This is a genomic window from Halobacillus seohaensis (genome assembly GCF_042663045.1).
Lineage (GTDB): Bacteria > Bacillota > Bacilli > Bacillales > Halobacillaceae > Halobacillus_A > Halobacillus_A seohaensis.
Window position 1 is genome coordinate 27913 of record NZ_JBHSZV010000022.1, and the last position, 24125, is coordinate 52037.

Annotated in this window: 20 protein-coding genes, 1 pseudogene and 1 riboswitch; of the genes and pseudogenes, 7 read left to right on the forward strand and 14 right to left on the reverse strand. The window is 40.2% G+C overall.

All coding sequences use genetic code 11. The annotated features are described in order from the left end of the window. Positions 1-9: 9 nt before the first annotated feature. Positions 10-1491 carry an esterase/lipase family protein gene (locus tag ACFQIC_RS09295; protein ID WP_204708946.1) on the reverse strand — a complete coding sequence of 494 codons (1482 nt, stop codon included), beginning with the start codon at positions 1489-1491 and terminating at the stop codon, positions 10-12. 422 nt (positions 1492-1913) lie between these two features. Further along, a riboswitch (cobalamin riboswitch) is annotated at positions 1914-2101 on the forward strand. A gap of 132 nt (positions 2102-2233) precedes the next feature. On the opposite strand from ACFQIC_RS09295, the gene ACFQIC_RS09300 reads away from it, so the two are divergent. After that, the gene (locus ACFQIC_RS09300) at positions 2234-2707 is read left to right on the forward strand and encodes an acyl-CoA thioesterase (protein WP_204709046.1); all 474 of its coding nucleotides are present in this window, start codon (positions 2234-2236) and stop codon (positions 2705-2707) included. A gap of 46 nt (positions 2708-2753) precedes the next feature. On the opposite strand, the gene ACFQIC_RS09305 is transcribed toward ACFQIC_RS09300, so the two are convergent. Beyond that, positions 2754-3473 (reverse strand): DsbA family oxidoreductase, encoded by a 720-nt coding sequence (locus ACFQIC_RS09305; RefSeq protein WP_204708945.1) that lies wholly within the window; start codon positions 3471-3473, stop codon positions 2754-2756. A 1563-nt stretch (positions 3474-5036) separates the two neighbouring features. Between ACFQIC_RS09305 and ACFQIC_RS09310 the strand changes: the two genes are divergently transcribed. Continuing rightward, positions 5037-8234 carry a chitobiase/beta-hexosaminidase C-terminal domain-containing protein gene (locus ACFQIC_RS09310; RefSeq protein WP_390217051.1) on the forward strand — a complete coding sequence of 1066 codons (3198 nt, stop codon included), beginning with the start codon at positions 5037-5039 and terminating at the stop codon, positions 8232-8234. A gap of 587 nt (positions 8235-8821) precedes the next feature. Here ACFQIC_RS09310 and ACFQIC_RS09315 read toward each other — a convergent pair. The 4 genes from ACFQIC_RS09315 to ACFQIC_RS09330 all read right to left on the reverse strand — a co-directional run bounded on the left by ACFQIC_RS09315 (position 8822) and on the right by ACFQIC_RS09330 (position 11069). Continuing rightward, positions 8822-9028 (reverse strand): hypothetical protein, encoded by a 207-nt coding sequence (locus ACFQIC_RS09315; protein WP_204708944.1) that lies wholly within the window; start codon positions 9026-9028, stop codon positions 8822-8824. 875 nt (positions 9029-9903) lie between these two features. Beyond that, positions 9904-10203 (reverse strand): phospholipase, encoded by a 300-nt coding sequence (locus ACFQIC_RS09320; protein WP_390217058.1) that lies wholly within the window; start codon positions 10201-10203, stop codon positions 9904-9906. A gap of 97 nt (positions 10204-10300) precedes the next feature. After that, positions 10301-10405, reverse strand: a complete 105-nt coding sequence (locus tag ACFQIC_RS09325; RefSeq protein ID WP_204708943.1) for a YjcZ family sporulation protein — start codon at positions 10403-10405, stop codon at positions 10301-10303. Positions 10406-10898: 493 nt separating this feature from the next. Further along, positions 10899-11069, reverse strand: coding sequence for a hypothetical protein (locus ACFQIC_RS09330; protein ID WP_390217052.1), 171 nt, complete (start codon positions 11067-11069; stop codon positions 10899-10901). A gap of 1045 nt (positions 11070-12114) precedes the next feature. Between ACFQIC_RS09330 and ACFQIC_RS09335 the strand changes: the two genes are divergently transcribed. From ACFQIC_RS09335 to ACFQIC_RS09345, 3 genes are all read left to right on the forward strand, one after another. After that, the gene (locus ACFQIC_RS09335; protein ID WP_204708942.1) at positions 12115-13257 is read left to right on the forward strand and encodes a DUF2515 domain-containing protein; all 1143 of its coding nucleotides are present in this window, start codon (positions 12115-12117) and stop codon (positions 13255-13257) included. Then, positions 13193-13648, forward strand: coding sequence for a CBO0543 family protein (locus ACFQIC_RS09340; RefSeq protein ID WP_390217053.1), 456 nt, complete (start codon positions 13193-13195; stop codon positions 13646-13648). Before ACFQIC_RS09335 ends, ACFQIC_RS09340 begins: the two co-directional genes overlap by 65 nt. Before the next feature lie 878 nt (positions 13649-14526). Next, the gene (locus ACFQIC_RS09345) at positions 14527-15423 is read left to right on the forward strand and encodes an AEC family transporter (protein WP_204708941.1); all 897 of its coding nucleotides are present in this window, start codon (positions 14527-14529) and stop codon (positions 15421-15423) included. Between the two features lie 22 nt (positions 15424-15445). Here ACFQIC_RS09345 and ACFQIC_RS09350 read toward each other — a convergent pair whose 3' ends face one another. The 3 genes from ACFQIC_RS09350 to ACFQIC_RS09360 all read right to left on the reverse strand — a co-directional run bounded on the left by ACFQIC_RS09350 (position 15446) and on the right by ACFQIC_RS09360 (position 16583). Next, positions 15446-15613, reverse strand: coding sequence for a hypothetical protein (locus ACFQIC_RS09350; protein ID WP_390217054.1), 168 nt, complete (start codon positions 15611-15613; stop codon positions 15446-15448). Positions 15614-15704: 91 nt separating this feature from the next. After that, positions 15705-15995 (reverse strand): hypothetical protein, encoded by a 291-nt coding sequence (locus ACFQIC_RS09355; RefSeq protein ID WP_390217055.1) that lies wholly within the window; start codon positions 15993-15995, stop codon positions 15705-15707. 66 nt (positions 15996-16061) lie between these two features. Next, complete coding sequence (locus ACFQIC_RS09360; protein ID WP_390217056.1) at positions 16062-16583, reverse strand: sigma-70 family RNA polymerase sigma factor; 522 nt, start codon at positions 16581-16583, stop codon at positions 16062-16064. A gap of 178 nt (positions 16584-16761) precedes the next feature. On the opposite strand from ACFQIC_RS09360, the gene ACFQIC_RS09365 reads away from it, so the two are divergent. Further along, a complete protein-coding gene (locus ACFQIC_RS09365; RefSeq protein ID WP_204708937.1) occupies positions 16762-17262 on the forward strand; it encodes a sigma-70 family RNA polymerase sigma factor in 501 nt (166 codons plus the stop codon). A 39-nt stretch (positions 17263-17301) separates the two neighbouring features. On the opposite strand, the gene ACFQIC_RS09370 is transcribed toward ACFQIC_RS09365, so the two are convergent. The 5 genes and pseudogenes from ACFQIC_RS09370 to ACFQIC_RS09390 all read right to left on the reverse strand — a co-directional run bounded on the left by ACFQIC_RS09370 (position 17302) and on the right by ACFQIC_RS09390 (position 23260). Next, positions 17302-17682, reverse strand: coding sequence for a hypothetical protein (locus ACFQIC_RS09370; protein WP_204708936.1), 381 nt, complete (start codon positions 17680-17682; stop codon positions 17302-17304). A gap of 1586 nt (positions 17683-19268) precedes the next feature. Next, positions 19269-19506: pseudogene (locus tag ACFQIC_RS09375) on the reverse strand (IS1595 family transposase); the annotation flags it as partial. Between the two features lie 490 nt (positions 19507-19996). Next, on the reverse strand, positions 19997-20911 hold the full coding sequence (gene thrB / locus ACFQIC_RS09380) for a homoserine kinase (protein WP_204708935.1): 915 nt from the start codon (positions 20909-20911) through the stop codon (positions 19997-19999). Then, the gene (gene thrC, locus ACFQIC_RS09385) at positions 20908-21960 is read right to left on the reverse strand and encodes a threonine synthase (RefSeq protein ID WP_204708934.1); all 1053 of its coding nucleotides are present in this window, start codon (positions 21958-21960) and stop codon (positions 20908-20910) included. The genes thrB and thrC overlap by 4 nt, the downstream gene beginning before the upstream one ends. Positions 21961-21964: 4 nt before the next feature. Next, on the reverse strand, positions 21965-23260 hold the full coding sequence (locus ACFQIC_RS09390; RefSeq protein WP_204708933.1) for a homoserine dehydrogenase: 1296 nt from the start codon (positions 23258-23260) through the stop codon (positions 21965-21967). Between the two features lie 367 nt (positions 23261-23627). Between ACFQIC_RS09390 and ACFQIC_RS09395 the strand changes: the two genes are divergently transcribed. Beyond that, positions 23628-23858 carry a hypothetical protein gene (locus ACFQIC_RS09395; RefSeq protein ID WP_204708932.1) on the forward strand — a complete coding sequence of 77 codons (231 nt, stop codon included), beginning with the start codon at positions 23628-23630 and terminating at the stop codon, positions 23856-23858. The last annotated feature ends 267 nt before the right edge of the window (positions 23859-24125 follow it).

Consider the following 24125-nt stretch of genomic DNA (forward strand, 5'->3'; position numbering starts at 1 on the left):
GCAAAACAGCTATTTAACAATCTCACCATTACTATCTAAATAAAAGGAAGCAACAATAGATCGATTAAAGTCCTTATCTTGAGGAGTTTTTCCTTTTAGATCCATCGTAATGTTATAGATGCCCTCCCCTAAGTTGGGGATTTTTCGAAAAGAATTGCTACTAAGAGCCTGCCATTCTAATTTTCGAGAATCTCTCATATCAGCCTTGTAATATTCCAAATAAATGGTACTCATCATTTTCTTGTTATCGAGCGTATTAAAAGAAGCAATCCCAACTTGTAAAGGATCACGTACTTCTAAGTTAATGTACCTATTTATAGCACTATCAAAATGGACGCCCAGTAAATAATGCTCCTGATTAGACAGTGCTTTAATTTTCCAAACGCCTTCAGTAGGATTATGAATGGTTAGCATATGGTGATACGTTCCTTTAAAGATAGTCTCAGAGTCTGCAATTGGAATAAAGGATTTGTTCACGGATCCACCTGGGCTAATGAGAGATATGTTCGGCTTTTCGTGTTCACTCATCCAATTTACCGTAATAGTGTTCACGTCATTTTCTACAAAAAAGGTTTCAGTAGTTTCACCTCGGTAACTTCCTCCGTGAAAATAGGCATGTGCTGAGGGTTTTTGTTTTTCCAAGGATCTATTATTATGGCTGTCACTTTTAAAAGTACTAGATTCGTATAGGTGATCAGCGAACAAGTGGAACGTAGAATGACCTTTAATAATTTCTGAATGATTCCAATCACTAACACGTAACTCTGTAGTGTAGGGCAATCGGGATCTTTCAACTGTGATAGCTCCGTCATTTTCACCATAGCTGCTTAAATAGAGGCCACCCCAGTAAAGGGAAGAGCCAAAGGAGCCCCAGCCGGTCCCACTTAACGTATAAAATGGAATATGATCGACCATCGAACAGCTATCTGTCTTACTGCGAAAATAATCCATATAACCTGTTTGAAGGGATTTTATTGCTTCATTTTTATTACCAATGATGTCAGCAAGCCACCCAGCCCAAGTACTGAAAGCTAAATCTGCCAATTCTGAACCTTGATGGGGAACAGAGAGGTTTATGACTTTTGCAACGTAAGGAATTGCCTCATAGTGAATCATAGCAGATTGAGTATCAATTCCACCCTTACTATGGGCGACTACAATTAACTTTTCATTAAAATGTTGATAGATTTCCTCTAGTTTACTAGCTAGGAGTCTGCCGTTATCCCACATATCGAGAGTTGAGTGCAAATCAATAAATGCTGTTTTAAATCCATTAAAATAGGCTATTTCATACATGTCATTTCCATTCCACCATGTGTGGGAGGAACTATTTATTCCATGGATAAACACGATCGGTCGTTTAGAAGGGGCTACATATGGTGGAACTGTTCCTTTATACCATTGACCTGGGGTGCCAGAAGTTGAATTTTTTCTATATTTATCGGCTTGAAAAGGATAAGTGACAGGCAATGATCCGTTACGATTTGTCATAACAATCTCCTTTATAAATTGAGTGTGTTCAATGTTATGGTAGATAGTTGCCCGAGTTGAGTAATAAAGAGTTATAAAAGCCAGAGGAATGGGGGCGAGGGGGAAACGGCTCGCTTTTTCGTGGTTGGATCCTATGAGATAAACAACCTAGGAGTTTTCGTATATGCCAACAGAAAACGAGTGTTTTTTAAACTAAATTAAAGTAAGGGAATCGTTCTTCCACAATCGGGAGCTTTAACGGAATGAGATGAGCAACTTTCTTAATAAAAAAAATAATCAATATAGATACTATCATTATCTATGATTTAAAACTTTTGTAAAGCGATATTGTGATGAAGAACGATTCCCCCTAGAAAGAGAACGTCAAAGATTGACATCCACACCAGATTAATAGATATTAAGTAGAAGGGAAACATCCCTCCAAACTAAATGAGCTTTATGGTTGCTTCAATATAAAGAAGCTGAAAAGGGAAGTTGGTGTAAATCCACGCGGTCCCGCCACTGTAAGGAGTAGACATCTTTTAATTAACCACTGCTTTATCAAAAAGCGGGAAGGAAAAAGAAGTCGTTGACTCCAAGCCAGGAGACCTGCCATAAGGAAGAACATGATCATCCTACGGGAGATAGGAGTGTGTTACATGATGAGAAATCGCTATGGCTAGCAGAAGGATCTATTTTTCGAATCTCATGCATAATACGCACCTCCAGAAGGTGTATTTTTTATGAAAAAGGAGAAATGATGATGGATCAAATCCTGCCCGTAAGTCATTCAAAAATGGTACAGACGCGTCTAGTATTACCCCCAGACACCAATCATTTAGATACAATATTTGGTGGGAAAGTGTTAGCTTATATTGATGAAATTGCAGCATTATGCGCTATGAAACACAGTAATAGCGTTGTTGTGACAGCTTCTATTGATTCAGTTGATTTTTTAGCTTCTGCCAAGGTAGGAGATGCCTTGCAGTTAGAGGCAAACGTCACTGCCACTGGTCGAAGTTCAATGGAAGTCTATGTGAAAGTATTTGCTGACGATATGTTGCAAGCAAAAAAAGTAATGACGACAGAATCCTTTTTAACGATGGTAGCTGTGGATGAGAATGGTAAGCCGAAAGTTGTTCCAGGGATTTTGCCTGAAACTGAAGAGGAACAAAGATTATTTGAGACGGCTCCAGCACGCAAAGAGCATAGAAGGAGTCGGGCAAGTTTGAGATGAAAAAAAAGCTGTCTCATTTTGTGAGACAGCTTTACCTTGTCTAAGATTATTTCTCAGGCACGTCACAGTTATCATCTGTACAAGAAGCTCCGTTATCTTCAGGAGACAACGATTCAAAAGCTGGAGTAGATTTTTCCTCATCCAAAACCTTTTGTAAACTTTGCACAAAAACTTCTGTCGGTTGAGCCCCGGAAATGGCATATTTGCGATTAACGACAAAGAATGGAACGCCCTGCACACCAATCTCTTGAGCTTCTGCTTCCTCGGTGCGAACTTCCTTTGAATATTCCTCGCTCGCAAGTACTTTACGAATTTCTTCTTTATCTAAACCAATCTCACTTGCTAACTCTACTAGTGTTGTATGATCACCTACATCTTTAGCCTCTGTAAAAACAGCATGGAAGAAACGCTCGGCTACTTCTTTTCCGAACCCTTTAGTTTCAGCGAATTTAGCTAGGCGATGGGCGTCAAATGTATTCGTAGAAATCATTTGATCGAATTGAAAATCAAGTCCAACTTCCTCCGCTTGCTGAGTCATATTTGCAGTCATTTCTTTAGCTTCATCCAAGCTCTTTCCATATTTCGCAGCAAGTTTTTCGTGAATGGTTTGACCCGTATTTTTGATAGCTTGTGGGTCTAATTCAAAGCTTTTATAAACTATATCTATCGGTTGTTCGGCCGATAGTTGCTCTAATGATTGTTCTAATCGACGCTTTCCTATATAACAAAATGGACATACGAAATCGGACCATACTTCTATTCTCACTTTATCACCTCATGAATTATTGTACTCTTATTTTAATAGCATGGGCAGTTGAAAGCTATTATTCTGTTTGAATGCTGTTTGTTATTGCATGGATGAACATTTCAAGACTTAGAACATAACAAATATTTTTAAAAAGATGAGTAAAGGTCGAGCTCTCGTGGTATATAGATATCACTGTATATTAAAGATTCGATTCCAAGCTTGTGCGGCGGTTCCGTTGCTTTTCATCGGAGAATGGGGGATGGGAAACCACTCGCTTTCCGCGGGGAAGACGGCAAGCCTCCTCGAGCTAAATTTAATAGGGACGGTAGAACAGCGCGATTTCGATAGATACATAGGGATAGCGACTCCTTCTCCACCGCTTCTATCCCCACACTAGTATCTCGGAATCGAGTCTTCAACAATCCTGGCCTTATGTGGAAGACTCAATTTCGAGACATTCCGGTAATTTCCGTTACCAAGGATGGCGTTAGAAGGTCCGGGAAATCACTCGCTTTCCGTGGGCATGAGGTGAGCTTCCTCAGGCTACGCCTTGCGGGATCTCACCGATCATGTTCATCCCACAGGAGTCTCGCAATTTCCCGGACCTTCTTGCTTTCGTGAGGAGAACGGAAGCATCAGATGTGGTGATTCAAGTGAAAAAGCACTCCTTATGAGTGATGAGAATTGTGCTGGAAGTTGCTTTATTGCATATCGCATAAAGCCTCGGATTATTCAATAAAAGAATGGGCGGTTCCGTTGCTTCTTACCGGAGAATGGGGGATGCTGGGTGAATATTGCCATTGAAATGATCCACTTCTGCTATTAATAGATCCTGTACTATTGATCTGTACTATAAATTCAGAAACGGTCTTCACAAGGAGAGGTGGTGATGGTAGGCATACATCACCAGGTAAGCCTCCGTTTATGGCTTGAAATTATTGCCGGAGAGATTTTTTTCAAGGTCCCTTAATAGGTAACTTATATAAACAGGATATCACACCCGTGATGGCAATATTCCGTGGTCTGTATCGGGCTTCAATTGGCGTTATAACAGATATCTCATACTTTAACAGGGAAGGGACGGTAGAACAGCACGATTTCGATAGCAACATACGGCAAGGGGCGGTGGGGAAGGGGAAGACTCCTGTGGGATACGCGGGTTAGATGAGACCCCGCAAGGCGCCAGCCTGAGGAGGCTCAGCGCACGCCCACGGAAAGCGACTCCTTCCCCACCGCCCCTTTCTCCACACAATCATATCGGAGTCGAGTCTTCAACAATCCTGTTCTGGTAGTTTAGTAAAGTTATCCATTAATTTTAACAAAATATCCAGAATACCTTCGTAAAACCTGAATTTTAACTATGATATAAGCCACTCGTTTTAACACAAGAATTCAATTGATAAACTTCATAAAGCAAACGGATGTTCTTGTTGTATAGGCTTATATCCTTATTTCACTAAAGTTATTTATGCATAATATGATTCATTCTCGACTATTTTGAATTTTTTGATAGTTATTGACGGAATTTCTATTTATACTTGGGCAGAGGTTAATTATGGAAAAATGAGAAGGAGGAGTTGGATGTACAAAAAGAAATCATTAATTACAAGTATGATTGCTGTATTGGCATTAAGTCCTTTTTTAAGTACTATTCCTACAGCACAAGCAGAAACGGAAGGTGAAGTTGGCGAATTATTTTTCTCTGAATACATAGAGGGAAGTAGTAACAACAAAGCAGTCGAGATTTACAATGGTACAGATTCTGATGTTGATTTGTCGGAATATGAAGTGGAATTGTATTCAAATGGTGCTATTGAAGCCACAGGATCTTTTGAAATGGAAGGAACACTTGCAAGTGGTGACGTATTTGTAGCGGCAAATAGTCAAGCTGATCAGGAATTATTAGCTGTTGTTGATACAACCAATAATTCAGCGATTAATTTTAATGGAAATGACCCACTAGTCTTAAAGAAAAATGGAGAAATCATTGACTCCATTGGACAAGTTGGAAGTGAAGAGGATTTTGGAAGTAATGTAACTCTCGTACGCCAAGGAGACGTAATTTCGGGTGATGCGAATCCTGAAGATGATTTTTCTGTTAGTAATGAATGGGATAGTTATGCATCGAACACCTTTGACTATCTAGGTACCTATGATATGCCGGAAACAGAGCCAGTTGATCTTCAGACGATTGAAGAGGCAAGAGGAGAGGAAGCAGGCTCAACAGTAAAAGTAGAAGGGACAGTAACAGCTTCTATCGATACGGGTGGTCAAACGAATTATTACATTCAAGATGACTCTGCAGGAATTATCGTACGTGTGCCAGGGAAGCAAGCAAGCGTTGGTGATCAGATCACAGCGACGGGTGAGTTCTCTGACTATCACGGGATGCAACAAATCCTATCATCGTCCGCCAATATCGAGATTACCGAAGAAGGAGCAGGGGTTCCGAATTCGGAATTAGTAACAGCTGACGAGTTTACCGCTGATCAGGGAGAGGCGATCGAAGGTGAATTTGTTAAAGTAGAAAATGTTAAAGTTCTTTCAAAAAATAGCTATGGGGATTTTGCAGTTGAAGATAGCAATGGTACGTTCACCATCACTCCTGAGAATGAAGACTTATTAGAAGTTGGGAAAATTTATGAGCGGATTTCAGGAGTAGTAAACTATAGCTTTGAAGAATATAAGCTTGTCCCCCGCAATGAACAGGATATTGCTGAAGTTATCTTTGCGGTAACAGCTAATCCTCAATCCGGATCGATCGTTGAAGGTGGAGAAGTTACTTTGAATACGGCTGAAGATGGAGCGGCCATTCATTATACGACAGATGGCTCAGAACCAGATGCACAAAGCCAACAGTATGATGGACCTATCACAATTCAAGAAGATACTTCGCTCCAAGCTGTAGCTGTTCGTGCTAATGGTGACGTCAGTCCTGTAGCAACATATGAATATGAGTTATTAACTCCAATTGATGAAGTGGAGATTCACGACATTCAAGGTGCAGCTCATACCTCTCCATATGAAGGAGAAGTTGTTGAAGACGTGAGTGGAGTTGTTACGAAGGTTGATGGATCCAATGGTTTTTATATGCAGTCAACCAATCCTGATGATGAGGTAGCAACGTCTGAAGGGATTTATGTTTATAACCGACCTAGTGAGGTTCAAGAAGGTGATGCGGTAGAGGTTAATGGAGAAGTAACTGAATATAGAGAAGACGGGTATTCAGATGCTGATGATCTTCTAACAACACAGATTAGTGCGTTAAATGTAAACGTACAATCTTCTGATCATGAAATTCCTGCTCCCGTTATTATCGGGGAAGACCGGGAACAACCGACTGAAGTCATTGAAAATGATGGGATGGAGTCGTTTGACGCTCAAGAGGATGGCTTAGACTTTTATGAAAGCTTGGAAGGGATGTTGATTGCTGTAGAAGATGCTACGGTTTCTGGTCCAATCAACTATGATGAGCTTTCAGTTTATACCGAAACAAGTGAAGACCAACGAAAAACACAAGCTGGTGGACTGAGGGTATCCCCAGACGATTACAACCCAGAGCGCATCATGTTTGATGTGGACGGTATGAGTCTGGACGCCGTAACAGGTGATCAGTTGGATGGCACAGCTACAGGTGTTGTTAGTTACGACTTTAGTAATTTCAAGATTCGCCCGACAGGAGATTTTCCTGAGCTGGTCGATGGAGGTACAGAATCACAAGTAACTGAACTTAGTGGGACCGAGGATGAGTTATCAGTTGGAACATACAATATGGAAAATTTTTCAGCGGAAACAGATACAGACAAGGCTGAACGGATTGGTGAACAAATTGCTACCAACATGAATGCTCCTGATATTGTAGGATTAGTTGAAGTTCAAGATAATAATGGTTCGACTGATGACGGAACAGTGGAAGCGGATGAAAGCTACGAAGCTGTGATAGAATCAATCAAAGCAGCAGGAGGCCCAACTTACAAATATACAGATATTGCACCTGAAAATAATGTTGATGGAGGTCAGCCAGGCGGGAACATACGAGTGGGTTACATTTACAACCCAGAGCGTGTAACTTTACTTGACAAGCCAAAAGGTGATGCAACGACAGCTGTCGAAGTAAGCGAAGCTGGACTATCACATAACCCAGCTCGCATTGATCCTGCAAATTCAGCTTTCGATGATTCAAGAAAATCACTCGCGGCCGAATTCGAATTTAATGGAGAAACATTTATTTTAATAAATAACCACTTTAATTCTAAAGGTGGAGATGATGCGCTATTTGGAGCTAGTCATCCTGCAGAACTAGGTAGTGAGGAACAACGGATTCAGCAAGCGACAGTTCTAAATAACTTCGTTCAAAAAGCGGAATCAGCGGTAGAAGAGGCTAACGTTGTAGTAATGGGTGATTTGAATGATTTTGAATTCTCCAACCCGCTTCAAACTTTAAAAGGGGAGGAACTCGCTAATTTAACTGAAAACCTACCAGAAGAAGAACGCTACTCTTATATCTATCAAGGGAACTCTCAAACGCTAGATCATATTTTAGTAAGTAATTATTTAGAAGAGAGCACGCAAATCGATTCCATTCATATTAATGCAGACTTTTCTGAGGCAACGGGGCGTGCTAGTGATCATGATCCAATAGTGGCCCAAATAAATACGAATTTTGATAGTGATGAAGATAAAGGAAAAGGAAGTAATGGTAAAGCGAAAGGCCATGATAAAGGCAAAGGAAAAGGGCACGAAAAAGGTAAAGGACAAGGTCATAAAAAGCATCATTAAAAGGACATATCCCATGGAACGTTGTTGAGCGACGTTTCGTGGGGTTTTTTTCGTTAATAAGATTCCTGCTTTTATGGGGACGTATACCATCTATCAAAGAAATCTATTGTCTGGCTGGTGTGGAGTGCATTCGTTTGGTGGAATTGTTAGAGTCGTCGATATCTCATGAATAATCAGTGGTGATATAGGTGGGGCAGAAGGATCAACAGTAAGGCTTAACATAGCCATTTTTATCAATGGTTCAGCGTGATAGCGCTGGCAAAGTTTGAATAGCATTTTTTTGCCACAATCAATTTTTCCATTCGTGGCGGTTTCGTTCATCTCAATGTGGTAAGAGGGGAGAGGACGATGAGATTTTTGCGAAAAACTATGCGTCGAGACCCGACAGTGCAGCAAAGCGACTCAATGGCATGAGCTCTGTTTCTAACGACGGGACTATGATTTTATCCCCAATATTTATTACAGATAACTGCTTCAATTTTGGTTAAACGTCGCCTCTCAGCCTCTCATCAATGAACAACAACATTACACAGCCTTGATCTAAGGAAATTTTACCTGATTCTATTTACCACAATACCAGTTTCTGTTTATTTCTTGAATTTATTAACGAGCGGCTGGACTAAGGGAGAAACTGCCTTCCATGTTTTTTGACATTCCTTTGCAAGTGAAATCCAGTCAGCATTATTTTCTGTTTCAGGTCCTTTATTTTGTTCAGTTTCTTTGGGGGAATCGTTTGATGGATGTTGTCCTCCCCACATAAAGGAGTCAAAAGAAGAATGGCGTTCTTGTTTCATATTATCATCACCTCCTTCTTTACAGTATGTGGAATTCTTGTAGAATGTGGATGAATATGCCTACCATTAGTGTTTGTTTAAATAAAATCTACCAACTTGATGTTCGTTGATCTAAGTCCCTTTGATTAAAAAAGCAGTTAACCTGTTGATTTGGTTAGCTGTTTTTTAGTAACAGCTCATGATAGTTTAATCAGACATAATTTGAAGCTTATTGGGTTGGTGAAACGGTGCCTGGTTCGGAGGCCACTGAAAAAGTCCTTTTCTATTAATAATAAACTTTTGAAAAACACTATCCCAAAATCTAACGGGTTCAGTTTTCGAGTACAAAACATGAAATAACATACGAATGAAGAGACCAAATTGCATACAAAATCAGAGATTGTGTGAACTCGAGATGTTTGTGTGAATGTAGGGGCTGCGGGAAACGGCTCGCTTTCCATGGGGTGGGCGCTGAGCCTCCTCGGACTTTTTCAGTGGCCTTTTGGTTCGTGGGGGGGTGGCATGAAGAATGAATGGAAATTCCCTAGACGACTGAGCCTATACTGTCATTTTACACAAAACGTATGAAATGGAGAAGGGTTGAGTATATTCTGCACTGACATCTGTCACTTGAATACTAGGAATGATTATCTAGAATTATTTCCGCTTAAAGTGTCACGAGTGGTACCCGCAATAGCCCCTCCCAATTTGATTAAAGTCGCTTTTTTGAAATAAATCCCTTAAATGTTCAATATTATGAGGTAAGATGATTAGTAAAGAAGCTGATGGGCCTATCAATCACTTTGCAAAAGGCCATCTGGTATCAACTCACCACAAAAGACTTACTCTACATCTGGAAAATCAGGTAGTCCAAGAATAGAAAAATTACTTACAAATTAAAAAGAACATGTAAAAAAACGCTGTATTCTCATGTATTGTAGCATCATTCTAGCGTGGCGGCCTTCTTCTGTGTAGGGATTTTGAAGTGATAAGAGTTGCTTGATGAATGCTTGATCGCAAGCACAATAGTTTCCGTATTTCCGATAACATTCATCATGTGCTTTACAAGCTGCGTCGACAGCATTAACGGGAGTGCCTGGTCCACTACATCCCGGACCGCACCAGTTATATCCAGGGAAAATACAAAATTGTGGTGATATACCTCTTCTTCTATTATTAGGCCTAGGAATTGTAATCCTCTCCTTTTTATCGTAAAAATTTCATGTGTACATTCACGTCGGGGTTAAACATTTGTATACAAGAGACGTTGAACGTCTCTTGTAAAATTAAGAATTAATAGCCGTATCCACCATACCCGCCGTATGAAGCTCCAATAATAATTAACAAAATAAACAACACAACGATCAGAGCAAATCCTCCACCATAACCGTATGACATATTCTCAACTCCTTATAAATTTATACGAGGGCTGATTTTCCCTCTCCTTTACTATATGGTGGTAATTAATGATTTGAGTGGTTATTTGCCTTATTTGTTTTTAGATTAATGGGAGCGGTTTAAGAGTAAAAAACTTTAAATCAAAAGATCAGCGGCTTATAAATTGGCCGCTGATCTTTTGATTTAACAATGTTTATAGATGACAAGTGCTATTTATGGTTTCAATTTGCCTTTTATTTTTTTACAAGAGAACATAACATCTTGTCATCCGCATAGCTTCTGAAAGGCAGTATTGTGTAATAAAGAGTTGTAAAAAAAGAATGGTTCCGTTAGTAAAGATAGAGGAAGGACGGTCCGCTTCTCGTGGGTGCACTGAGGGTCTTATTCTGTTTAATTCCCACAGAAGTATTCCCGTTCATGCACCTTGTCCGAAAATTGCATTTCAATGGAATTCACTAACTTAAGTTGTTTTTAAATTGTTTTGCCAATTCCATCATGTACCATTTTCAATTTGTTTTGACTGAATACGTTTTACTAATTTCCATATCAATTCCTCGTCATTTATCACAAGGGACCTTAATAGAATAATCATATATGCATCTGTCATTGGACTGCCTTCAAAACAATATCGCCAAGTACCGTCCTTTGATTGCTTCTCTTGCAAACATTCAATTAGACGATTTTATTTATGTTTCGACACCATTCCTCATACACAATCAGCCCTTCTATGGCGTAATGTTATAGATTTACTTTATTTATTCGAAAAAAACCAATATAACAATGAACGGTGAATAGATGTAAATCTACATATATATGTATTTGGCATTTAATTCATGTATGAAATGGTAGTATGTTGAAGTTTTTTTGATTATGAAGTTTGTTAAAGTAAAGGATCAGATTATGGAAGACTCATTTTCGAGACATTCCGGTGGTTTCCGTTACAAAGGATGGCACTTGAAGGTCCGGGAAATCACTCGCTTTCCGTGGGCATGAGGTGAGCTTCCTCAGGCTACGCCTTGCGGGATCTCACCGATCATGTTCATCCCAGCTCTTACGCCTTATAAGGACGAAAGCTAAATCTAGTTCATCAATCCTATCGGGCGTTATCCAGCTCCAGCGCCTAGCGAGACTTCCCTCGCTTCTGTACGATAAGTCAACATCGAATCACGATGTTCTTCGTGTTTCCTTTATCTCCGACAGCTCAGTCCAGTCCATACGCCGCTGACCAAGGCGCCTCCGCTTTTAAAGGTGGAGTCTCGCAATTTCCCGGACCTTCTTGCTTTCATGAGGAGAACGGAAGTTTCGGATTAGCTGCTTAAAGTGAGCAGAACGTCTCATGCGTGAGCATCGTGTTGGGTGAAGTGAAGCTTTATTCTATAGCATAGGTAAGACGCATTTTCCTATGCCGGGGGTTTGTTCATTTCCATGTCGAATGGGGTGGCTTTGAAACAGCGAGACTCCCGCGGGAGAAGGAGGTAGGCGAGACCCCACAGGGAGTGACAACGACCGAGGAGGCTTGCCAGTTCCCCCGCAGGAAAGCGAGTTGTTTCAAAGCCAGCCCTACCCCTTATACGGTAACGAACCCCATGATCTCGGAAATGAATCTTCTAGATAACTACTCTATAACGTTTTTCTAATAAACATGCAGCCAAAACCCGCAAAGAATAAACACCATATACACATATTGAATCATATTAGAAGGTGAATAGATGGGAATTAGTTGTATTAAAAGGAAGTTGTTCTTCCATAACAAACTCTCACCAAGTGTAAAAGAAATAAAAAAAGATTTAATAAATTTCTATCCTCCTCCTATAACTGAGACAGATTTAAGTGCAGAAGAACAAGAAATCGTTCACCATATAAAAAATAAAACAACCAAAAAAAACATAAATAATACCACAAGAACTCGATGTTATTTAGACTACTTTAAACAATTTCCAGAAATTCATTGGGCATTTTTAGGACATATGGTATCTAGAAATGGTGGATGGAATATGACAGATCTAAAAGGAGACTTATTATCTAAATTATTATCAGTCGAAGAACAAAATAACTTCTTTACCTTTTTAGAACGAGGTAATTGGCTGATCTTTCAGGATGTTTATCCTCAATTGTTGCTATATCAAGAAAGTATAAAACGAAAAAACAATTTATTTCATCTTTTACCAGTAATCGGAGTTTCTATGTTTATGGAAATAATATGGAATCACTTTTGGGAACATGGAGATGAATATCTTTTGTCAATAGCACTTGTAATTAATGAACAAAGCTACTTAGAAAAAAGAGTCATTCAAAATCCACATTACCAAAACACGGTAATAGATACATTAGAATTCAAACTGCAAGATTTTTTAAGTTTGAATCAAATTTTATTTCCCTACACAAATGGGAAGGAAATAAAGATCATCGGTCAAACTATTCACCACTTTGCCTCCTTACATGATCGTATTTTACTAGGAATAAGATTATACAAGGTCCTTTTTGAAGGTGAAAACTCCCCTGATTTTTTCAAATGGGCTTCCCAACATCCTCACACCGGATCCAGAAGAGATTATTGGCCACAGTTATTTAATGACATCAATGAATCTACACCTGGAAAAGTCTTTAAACGGCGAACAAAAAATTGTCGTTTAAAGCCTGGTTCCCACCGAATATACAGTCCGAAACTAAAATATGCCTGGAAGAATGTAGAGCATGAAGAAGCGGAAAAAGGAGATTGGTATTCAAAATGGAATGTCGTAAGTTATCTAGAAAAAGACACTCAAAAAGTGGATGGGGATATTCTTGATGAATACTGTGAAACGTTGGAGAGACTTGAACTTGCAATCCTTGCCAAAGAAACCATCTTATAAGAAGAAAATTAATTTTAAAGCTTTAATATGTACTTTGATATTTTCTTCGCTGATTGGCACTTACTTGGACTTGTTGATGGTTGGAAATGGCTTTTATTCTTTTCCTGATCGACCTTTTCCAATGATATTTTCTATAAATATTTTATTTACGCTTTTCGTCTTACCAGTTCTAACCACTGTCATTATATATTTATTTAAACAACTTCCAACCTTGTTATATCGGGGCTTTATTCTTATATGTTTCTTTTTTTTCCTTCCTATACTCGAACATTTTTCTGAACTCTTTAGCGTTTTCACACATTCGAATGATTGGAATCATCTGTATTCAGGTTTTGGTTACGTTATCTTCATTTTAATCATATGGAAGTTTTATGTATGGCTATCTTCCTAAAAGTATTCGACTCAATTCCAGATCATGGGGGTTCGTTACCGTATAAGGGGAGGGGTGGATTTGAAACAACTCGCTTTCCTGCGGGGGACCCGGCAAGCCTCCTCGGTCGTTGTCACTCCCTGTGGGGTCTCGCCTACCTCCTTCTCCCGCGGGAGTCTCGTCGTTTCAAAGCCACCCCATTCGACATGAAAATGAACGACCCCCCCGACATAGGACAATACGTCTTACCTATGCTATAGAATAAAGACTAATCCAACATGTTGCTCACGCATGAGGCGTTCTGCTCACGTGAAGCAGCTTATTCAATGTTTCCGTTCTCTCACGAAAGCAAGAAGGTCCGGGAAATCGCAAGACTCCTGTGGGATGAACATGATCGGTGAGATCCCGCAAGGCGTAGCCTGAAGAAACTCACCTCATGCCCACGGAAAGCGAGTGATTTCCCGGACCTTCTAACGCCATCCTTTGTAACGGAAACCACCGGAATGTCTCGAAGTTGAACATTCCGTAATATGGGGCTTTACTTTAACAAACTTCATAATCAAAAGACCTTCAACATACACCATTTTATAGATTTTTGATATATTGAGGGTGTTTTTATATGATAAAAAGTAAACTGCCATAAATGCCAAATAAAGGCACCTTTCTTAGGAAGGTGCCTTTTAATCGTCTGGACCATATACATCGTCGATAAGCCACCCCAGCGCATTAGCACGCCTAAGCACCACCAGAATACCCCAAGCAAACCAGGTCAATTGAAGCGACAATAACAACGTCAGACCTAAACACCATCAAAATCAAGTAAACAAAACCTTCGCAACCTCCAAAAAATTTGATAGACTAATAGAATCACACAAAAATTGACGGGAGGCACCAGGCAGATGGCGATATTTTTTCAAGTTGTATTACCGGTAATACTCGTATTTTTTGCGGGGTTCGTTGTACAAAAATTCATTCGTCTTGAGGTTAAGTCTATATCAACAGTTGTTGTTTACATATTGCTTCCATGCCTCGTTTTTGATACATTTTACCATGCTGAATTTGATAATGAGTATTTAATGATGCTTGCTTTTTCAGTGATCTTATTATTTTCCATATTGTTGGTGAATAAGGTAGTGGCTAAGATAGCTAATTATCATACTTCGATTGAAAGTGGGTTGATTCTTTCGACCGCTTTTATGAATGCGGGGAATTATGGAGCTCCGATTGTGTTGTTTGCTTTTGGGGAACAGGGTTTTGTTTATTCGGTATCTTTTATGGTTATTCAGCAGATCGTAATGAATTTCTTTGGCGTTTATTATGCGGCTAAGGGAGCTGCGGGGGTTCGGTTAGCTCTGACTACGGTGATGAAGATGCCGCCGACGTATGCTGTTATAATAGCTCTTTTGGCCAAGCTAATGTCCGTTCCTATCTCGGAAAATATAATGTCGAGTATTACTTTGGTTGGTGATGCTACGATTCCAATCGTGATGATTTTGCTAGGCATGCAATTGGCGAATATTACGGTGAAAAATTTGGAGTGGAGTAAAATTAGTTATGCGGCGACACTGAGACTTGTCGGCTCTCCTTTGATTGCATGGGGGCTTACGTTTGTCCTTCCTATGAGTGATCTAATGGCTAACGTTCTTATTATTTCTGCGGCCATGCCGTCAGCTGCAACAACGACGATGTATGCTGTACAATTTGATTCCAGGCCCGACTTAGTTTCAAGCATTACATTAATTACCACGTTATTAAGTGTTGTGACCATCCCAATTGTACTTAATATTTTGACATAACAAAAAAGCCGCGAGTTCATCATCAGTTTCCTGGTGATGAATCGTGGCTTTTTGCTTCTTTCCTTTTCTTCACGAACATATATAAATTACCGATGATCAAAGCAATGGATAAAGACATGCCTAACGGAGTAAGTTCTAACGGTGTAAAAACTCCGGCCAGCATGTAAAGTAGGAAAAAAAATGCAAACACTAAATAAAACAAGGCCATCTTCCTTTCACATTACGACAATCTTACTACTGTTAGAATAACATATCCTGAAGTGAAGAAGAAGGAATTATCGTTATCCTTCTTGAGGGTAGAAGAAAAATCGGTACGTAGTAAATTCTTCTCCTTTTTCCATATCAAAATATTGAATGTCTACGCTTTCGTAAGACATCCCGTCTGATTGATCAAAAGAGATTTGTGCTACGTATTCTTTATTCTCAATTAAAGGGATAGGTAAAGGATTTACGATTTCGATCATCCATTCATACGCCTGCCTTTCAATGAAAGCATGACTGAATGTGACTTCCATGTTATCTAACCAGATGTTTGTCAAAGGGATGAGTCCTTTCGCATCATTGTTCAACAAGATGACATCCTCCTCCATTCCCTCTTACTCGTTACCCTTCCTGCAAGTTTTTAACCATTTGATTAGTTACAAAGCATGATATCTTAAGATTTTTTGCTTTAAAGATTTTCGCGTTCGCTTCACCGTAGATACGCTTATCCCTAATTGAAACGCTACTTCTTGAACGGTGTATTCTTCAAGTGAAAGTGTCACAACCATTTTTTCAATATTTGTTAAATGACAGTGATCATAAATGTCGTGCAGTGTCATAACATCGAAAATTGGATCATCGATAGGTTCGGTCATATAAGCAGCGCGAAGTTGTTGACTGTTTTTCCGAAGAAGGGACTTGTAGTAATAAAGAAGCTGATGAGTAAAGTAAGTAGAAAATTTGGCGAGTGAAGGGTCATATCGATTAGTGCAATGGTCGTACACGAAGTATGCTTCCTGTATATAATCCTCGTGGGGATCTGGTACGTTAAGCTTACGGAGTGTGTAATAAATAAGAGATTCGTAGCTTTCAAATGCGGAGGGTTGTTCATTCACAATAGTCTCTTTTCTAATTGAATATTCAATTGTCATTTTGCGCGCATATCTATTATTACTCAAAATAACGAAAAAGGGAATATTTTTCTGAAAATTACATCGTTTTATTGAAAATTCGTTTTTCTATACACTTTTTTTGTCTAAAATTGAATTTTTATTAAAAAAGGTGACACCAAAATGGGTACTTCTTACGATCATTAGTTTAGAAGGATAAAAAACACCTCATAAGGAGCTAATACTAATGACGTATGAAGATCTCGAATTCGAAACGATTGTAAGAGAAAATGAACGACTGATTTATTATCACATTCGCAATTTACATATTAACGATGAAGAAGGAGAATTTTTTGCAGAAGGTTTAGAGGCTCTTTGGAAAGCCTACTACTCGTATGACCCCTCTCTTGGAAAATTTTCAACGTATATTAGTTGGAAAATCCGCAATGCCCTCATTGATCTTATCCGCAAAGACTCTAAATATTTAGATCACCAATTATCGTTTATTCAACAGTATATTCATTCGGAAAGCTTTTTAACAGAAGATATTGTAGAAGATCATTATTTATGGACAAATATAAAAAGTATGTTGACGTTACCACAGTGGAAGTGGGTTTTTATTTATTATTTCATTATTCATGACTTATCTGTTGAGCAAATCGCTGCTATAGAAGGGGTTTCTAAAGATGCTGTGAAAAATTGGGGTAGGCATGCCCGGAAAAAACTCCGAGAACGTCTAGAACTATAAAAAAGTACGTTCTAACTTGAGAGTTAGAACGTACTTTGATTACTTTTCAATCGTAATGTTGATTTTGCTAAGGCCGAGTGCTTTAGCAGCTTTAATCATTCGAGCAGCTTCATGTTCAGCATCCTGAATGGAGATATTATTTCTGGAAATATTTAATGTTGTTCCACCAAAGAGAGGGAGTCTTTCCACTGTATTTTCGGTAGCAGGTGGTGTCTCTTCGTTTGTTGGTTTCATTTCCGTGGCATTATTATCTTGTTTGCTTCGGTTGACTTTGCCGCGAATCTTCCGTCCATGATAAACAACACTTGCGTAGGGACAACCTGTTTCTTCTGAAATTACCCGGTAGTTTTTCTTCGTTTCTTTAATGAGTCTTTTTACTTCGTTTAGATCATAATCATATTGTTTGCGCTTTTTCCCCATAAAACTGTAAGCTCCTTTACCTGAAATCTAATTCATATTCTATACAAAATTTTATTACTTTTATAGTATTATTTAAATTTTGTTAATAAATACTTGATTATCAGGTATGGGATGGTTGATTTGCTAGGAATTTGATTGTTCTGTAGGAGTCTCACAGATTCGAGATATTCCGGTGGTTTCCGTTACCAAGGATGGCGCTTGAAGGTCCGGGAAATCACTCGCTTTCCGTGGGCATGAGGTGAGCTTCCTCAGGCTACGCCTTGCGGGATCTCACTGATCATGTTCATCCCACTGGAGTCTCGCAATTTCCCGGACCTTCTTGCTTTCGTAAGGAGAACGGAAACATCTTCACGTGAGCAGAAGGTTCATACGTGAGGATTGTGTAGGGTGGTGATGCTCTATTTTATCCCTATACGGTAACGAACCACCATGATCTCGGAATGAGCCAACTACCCGCTAGTACAAGCGATAGCAACAGTGCAACTATAGCCCCGGATTATGAAAGGCTCAAATTTAGATATTCCGGTGGTTTCCGTTACCAAGGATGGCGTTTGAAGGTCCGGGAAATCACTCGCTTTCCGTGGGCATGTGGTGAGCTTCCACAGGCTACGCCTTGCGGGATCTCACCGATCATGTTCATCCCACAGGAGTCTCGCGATTTCCCGGACCTTCTTGCTTTCGTGAGGAGAACGGAAACATCAGAAGTGGTGCTTCAAGTGAAAAGGCCTCCTTATGAGTGAGAATTGTGCTGGAAGGTGCTTTCTTGCATATCGCTTAAAGCCTCTGATTATTCAATAAAAGAATGACGGTTCCGTTGCTTTTTATCGGAGCATGGTGGAAGGGAAACCACTCGCTTTCCGCGGGGAAGACGGCAAGCCTCCTCGAGCTAAAGCTGAGGCCACTGAAAAACTGATAAGGTGAGAGAACAAAAATTAAACCAATCAATATGTAGAAGTAAATGTCAATGATATCGTCAATATATAGTAGGTGGTCCCATTGTAGTAAAGACTTTTTCAGTGGCCTCCTAAAGCTCTGCGGGGTCTCGCCAGTCTATCCTTTCCCGCAGGAGTCTCGAGGTTTCCCTTCCCTCATGACTATGAAGAGTAGAACGGAATCCTTTTTATGAAAATCGGGGGTGCTGTGTGAATATTGCCATTGAAATGATCTACTTGTGCCATTAATAGATCCTATACTATTGATCTGTACTATAAATTCAGAAATGGTCTTCACAAGGGAGGTAGTGATGGTAGGCATACACACTAGATAAGCTCCTAGCTGCCGGTTTATGCCCTAATGGCTCAATAGATCTGTGTGATGGCCATATTCCCTGGTCTGTATTAGGCTTCAATAAGCTTTATATGATATCTCATGCTTTAACAGGGACGGTAGAACAGCACGTTTCCGATAGAAATACACGGCAAGGGGCGGTGGGGAAGGGGAAGACTCCAGTGGGATACGCGGGTTAGATGAGACCCCGGAAGGCGCCAGCCTGAGGAGGCTCAGCGCACGCCCACGGAAAGCGACTCCTTCCCCAACGCCCCTTTCTCCACACCAATCATCTCGGAATCGAGTCTTCAACAATACTGCTAGCTTAGTTGAATAAAGAAATAAACTTTATACACTAAACTTAGATAACTTAAGCGTATCATATCGTTCATTGTCACTTTATTTCGTTGAAGATGGATGCTCTCTAGCACTTGGAACCACGCAAGATAAATGATTAGATACTTGGTTGCCACACCATTAAATCGCTGTATCCACCCTTTAAGTGCGGTGGTAGTTGTTGACTAGACCCATTGTGCGAACTTTTCCGTCAGACTTGAATATTGAATAGGTGGTTCTAGCGTGATTACCGTTGATAAACGATAAAAGCAGGATTTTGTAGCGGTTCCGTTCATCTCAACGAAAGTAAGGGGCTAAGGGGAACGATGAGACTCCTGTGGAAAAAACGAAAGAGACAAGACCCCGCAGCGCAGCGAGGAGGCTTGCCCTTCGTCCACGGAAAGCGAATCGTTCCCCAGAGTCCCATTCACTGACTCTAGCAACGGAACCATGCTCCTTAGTTATATCAAGCTCAACGATAATCGTTTTTTTGATGTCCTTATACACCTATGCTCTATAAATTTAATGCATAAATCTGTTGCCGCAATGCAATGATTAGTATGAATTTTCACTACTCCGAAGGGTCCGTTCATCTCAACAAAGGCAAGGGGCTAAGGGGAACGATAGAGACTCAATCCCGACCGCTCCTTTCTCCACACCATTATCTCGGAATCGAATCGTTATTGAACAAAAAAAAGAACCAGTGAACTCGTCACTGATTCATAGCTGCCGTATTGGTAGCGGCGACACCGCTTGTATCTGCTTGTAAAATTTCAACCTGATAAGACGGTAATTGTTTTTTTAGCTTTTGAAGGTAAGACTCACTGACCCCCTCAAAAAGTCCAATCATTGTAGGTCCTGCACCACTAATGTAATAACCCAATGAACCGTGCTCCTCAAGAACAGAGGACACGTGCGGGAAATCGGGAATTAAATGACTTCGATAAGGCTGATGCCATTTATCCTCTTTCATCATCCGTCCCACTAAAGCCCAATCTTGTTCGGCTAAAGCAGCAACGAGAACATTGGCCATTCCACTCGCATGAACAGCATCCTTATAAGAGAATTCCGTCGGTAAAATCGAGCGCGCTTCTTCGGTTTCTACGTGGTAATCCGGAATAACGGCGACCCACGTTAAGGAGTCTAATCCTTTAGAAAAACGAACAGATTCTAGATTTGTGCCATCATAGCTTGATACAGTAATTCCACCGTAAATAGCTGGAGCAACGTTGTCAGGGTGTCCTTCAATGTCACAGGCGATTCTTAGTTTTTCACGCTCTGTCAGCTGTAGGTTTAAGATTTGGTTGGCTAGTTCAATGCCGCCCACAACTGCAGTGGATGAGCTGCCGAGGCCGCGAGCGATCGGGACCTCGTTCGTCATCGTGACTTGATGGGGGGGCAGATGTTCGATGGCGTATTGATTCGCTGTGAACAAGGCTGATTTATAAATAAGATTTGTTCGATCATTCGGGATGAAAGGCTGATCTTTTTTTTGTAAAATAAATGACCAGTCTTCAGCGGGTTCGCATTGTAAGGTTACATATTGGTTTAGTGCCATGCCGACCGAGTCAAATCCTGGTCCAAGGTTTGCGGATGTGGCTGGGACTCGGATGTTTATGTGATTCATGATCGGATCCCTGCGGCTTTGGCGAATTGTTGTAGGTCGTTTTCTATGATTGTTGGTTTGATGGAACTTTTTTCAATGGCTGTTGTTGGGTCTTTAAGTCCATTTCCTGTAAGTACGTGGACGACGCGAGAGCCTTTTGGAATCGTTCCGTCTTTTACTTTTTGGATTGTTCCTGCGAGGGAGGCGCAAGATGCGGGTTCGGCAAAGACTCCCTCGGCGCGTGCTAACCATTGGTAGGCTTCTACGATGTCTTCGTCGGTGACTTCGTTGATGCTTCCTTTGGATTCTTCTGCAGCTTGTAAGGCTGGCTGCCAACTGGCTGGATTTCCGATTCTTATGGCTGTTGCGATGGTTTCTGGGTTCTCTATAATTTGATTGCGTACGATGGCTGCGGATCCTGTGGCTTCAAATCCGATCATCTTCGGCAGTGTCGTTCCATGAGACTCATGATATTCTTTAAATCCGCGCCAATAAGCTGTGATATTCCCTGCGTTTCCTACTGGGATGGAAAGGAAGTCTGGAGCTTCTCCTAATACGTCACATACTTCAAATGCGGCGGTTTTTTGTCCTTCAATACGATAAGGGTTAACCGAATTTACTAGTGTAATGGGTTCTTTCTCAGCGATTTCACGGACAATTTTTAAGGCTTGATCGAAATTCCCTTTGATTGAAAAAATTTCAGCACCATACATAACAGCTTGTGCAAGTTTTCCTTCAGCGATTTTTCCATCTGGGATGACAACGATACAACGAAGACCGGCTCGTGCTGCGAAGGCTGCAGCTGAAGCGGATGTGTTGCCTGTTGAAGCACAAATGACGGCTTTTGATCCTTCTTCAATTGCTTTGGCCATCGCAAGTACCATGCCGCGGTCTTTGAATGATCCTGTTGGGTTTGCACCTTCAATTTTTACATAGGCATCAATACCGAGTTCTTTTGAGATGGTCGGGATAGGTAAGAGGGGAGTATTTCCCTCGTGCAATGTTAACTTCGGTGTTTCGGAAGTGACGGGTAATAAATCCTCGTATTTATCTAATAAACCATTCCACATTTTCTTAGTTGCTCCCTTCTACGCGGAATACGCTATCTACCGAACGAATGGAAGGCAAACTTTCCAAATCTTGATAGGCTCTTTGGAAATCCTCTTCACTAACTCGGTGGGTGATCATCATGAGTTCACGTTCATCATCTTTATCAGCTTCACGTTGGATAATTTGGTCGAAGGATATTCCATATTGAGCAAAAACCTTCGTAAGTTCCATGAGCATTCCTGTTTGATCATGGACATGAAGACGCAAATATTTCTTCGTTAGCTGATCTTTTTTGGTTTTCACTTGTTTAGGGAACTGTGGTTGCACGTATGCTGTACCTGAAGTTCCTAAGCGAAGACTTTTGACAACTGCAATTAAGTCGGAGACAACTGCTGTTGCTGTAGGTAATTTTCCTGCTCCAGGACCATAGAACATCGTTTCACCGACGGCATCTCCGTATACGTATACAGCATTATATTCATCGTTCACAGAAGAGAGAGGGTGTTCAATTGGAAGTAAAGTAGGCTCAACGCTTACAGACGCTCCTGTATCATCGTGATCCGCTACACCAATTAGTTTAACTGAATACCCTAATTGTTTTGCATATTGAATGTCGTCAAGAGATAGTCCACGAATTCCTTTAACCTCAACATCTTCTAAGTTAAAAGGCATAGAAAATCCTAAGATGGAAAGAATCGTCATTTTTCGAGCTGCGTCCAGTCCATCTACGTCAGCAGTCGGATCAGCTTCAGCAAATCCTAAATCCTGAGCTTCTTGTAGGACGGAGTCGAAATCAACGCCTTCTTTCGACATTTTCGTTAGGATATAGTTTGTTGTCCCATTCACAATACCCATCATTTTGCGGATATGGTCGGATGCTAATCCATCCATAATGGACCGGATAATTGGTATTCCACCGGCAACACTAGCTTCATAGAATAGATCGCAGCGATTTCGATGGCTTGCCTCAAAAAGCTCCGCCCCATGCTGGGCAACTAGATCTTTGTTTGCAGTTACTATATGTTTTCCATTTTCGATGGCTTCCATTAATATGTTTAAAGTGTGATCGATTCCACCCATGAGCTCAACAACGACATCAATTTCAGGATCTTGAGTAATATCCTCATAGCGATTCGTCAGCTTTGTTGATTGATTGTTAAGTTCGCGAGGTTTAGATAGGTTATGAACGAGAACCGTTTTAATGGTGACGTTACACCCTGTTTTATGTTGAATGCTTTCTTTGTGGTCTTCAAGAATTTCAATGACACCACTTCCTACGGTACCCAATCCTAATAAACCAACTGTAATTGTTTCCTTCATCGTTCACACTCCTTGTCCACTTGAAATATACATTTTTTTATTTGTAATGGACATTGTAACGGAAAGATAAAGGATGTACAAGGTTTTATCGATGGTAATTTAAAGAATTGCTAGTAAATAAACAAAAATCAGATTATTTTTTTATTGCAAGCTATGTCATTTCATCTAAATAAAAGGTTCGTAAGCTGTCCATGGCCCGCTTTTTCATGACAATTCCAACAAAAATAGACACTATCAATTAAATTTCGACATAAATAAAAAATAGAAGGGTTGCATAAACAGCTTTGACAAAATTATAAATATATTGACAAATTTTTCAATATATATTATAAGTAATAAGACCTAAGTAGAAAGGAGGGTGAGTCGAATGAAAAAATTTTTTGATTCTTGGCATATGTATGAAGCGATCATTATTCGAACTATGAATGAAATGGGCATATCAGGAAAAAGGGATGTGTTTTTGCAAGAAGGAATGAATGTTATTCGTAATCATCGGGCGATACATAGTGAGACTGAAACAAGTTACTATCAATTATATATTGTGTTAACTGATCATTTCCGCTCCCTTATTAATGGATCAAACGAATCAATGGAATAGAAAAGAAAAGCTGTCGCTAGTTTTTTATAACGGGTTCAGTTTTTGAGTACAAAACATGAAAAAACATACGAATGAAGAGACCAAATCGCATATGATTTGGTCTCTTAGTATTCCTTGTTATATCAACGATTATCGGTATTTAACATATAAATTAGCATACAAAATCAGAGATTGTGCTTGAATTCGAGATGTTTGTGTAAATGTAGGGGCTGCGGGAAACGGTTCGCTTTCCATGGGGCGGGCGCTGAGCCTCCTCGGACTTCGTCC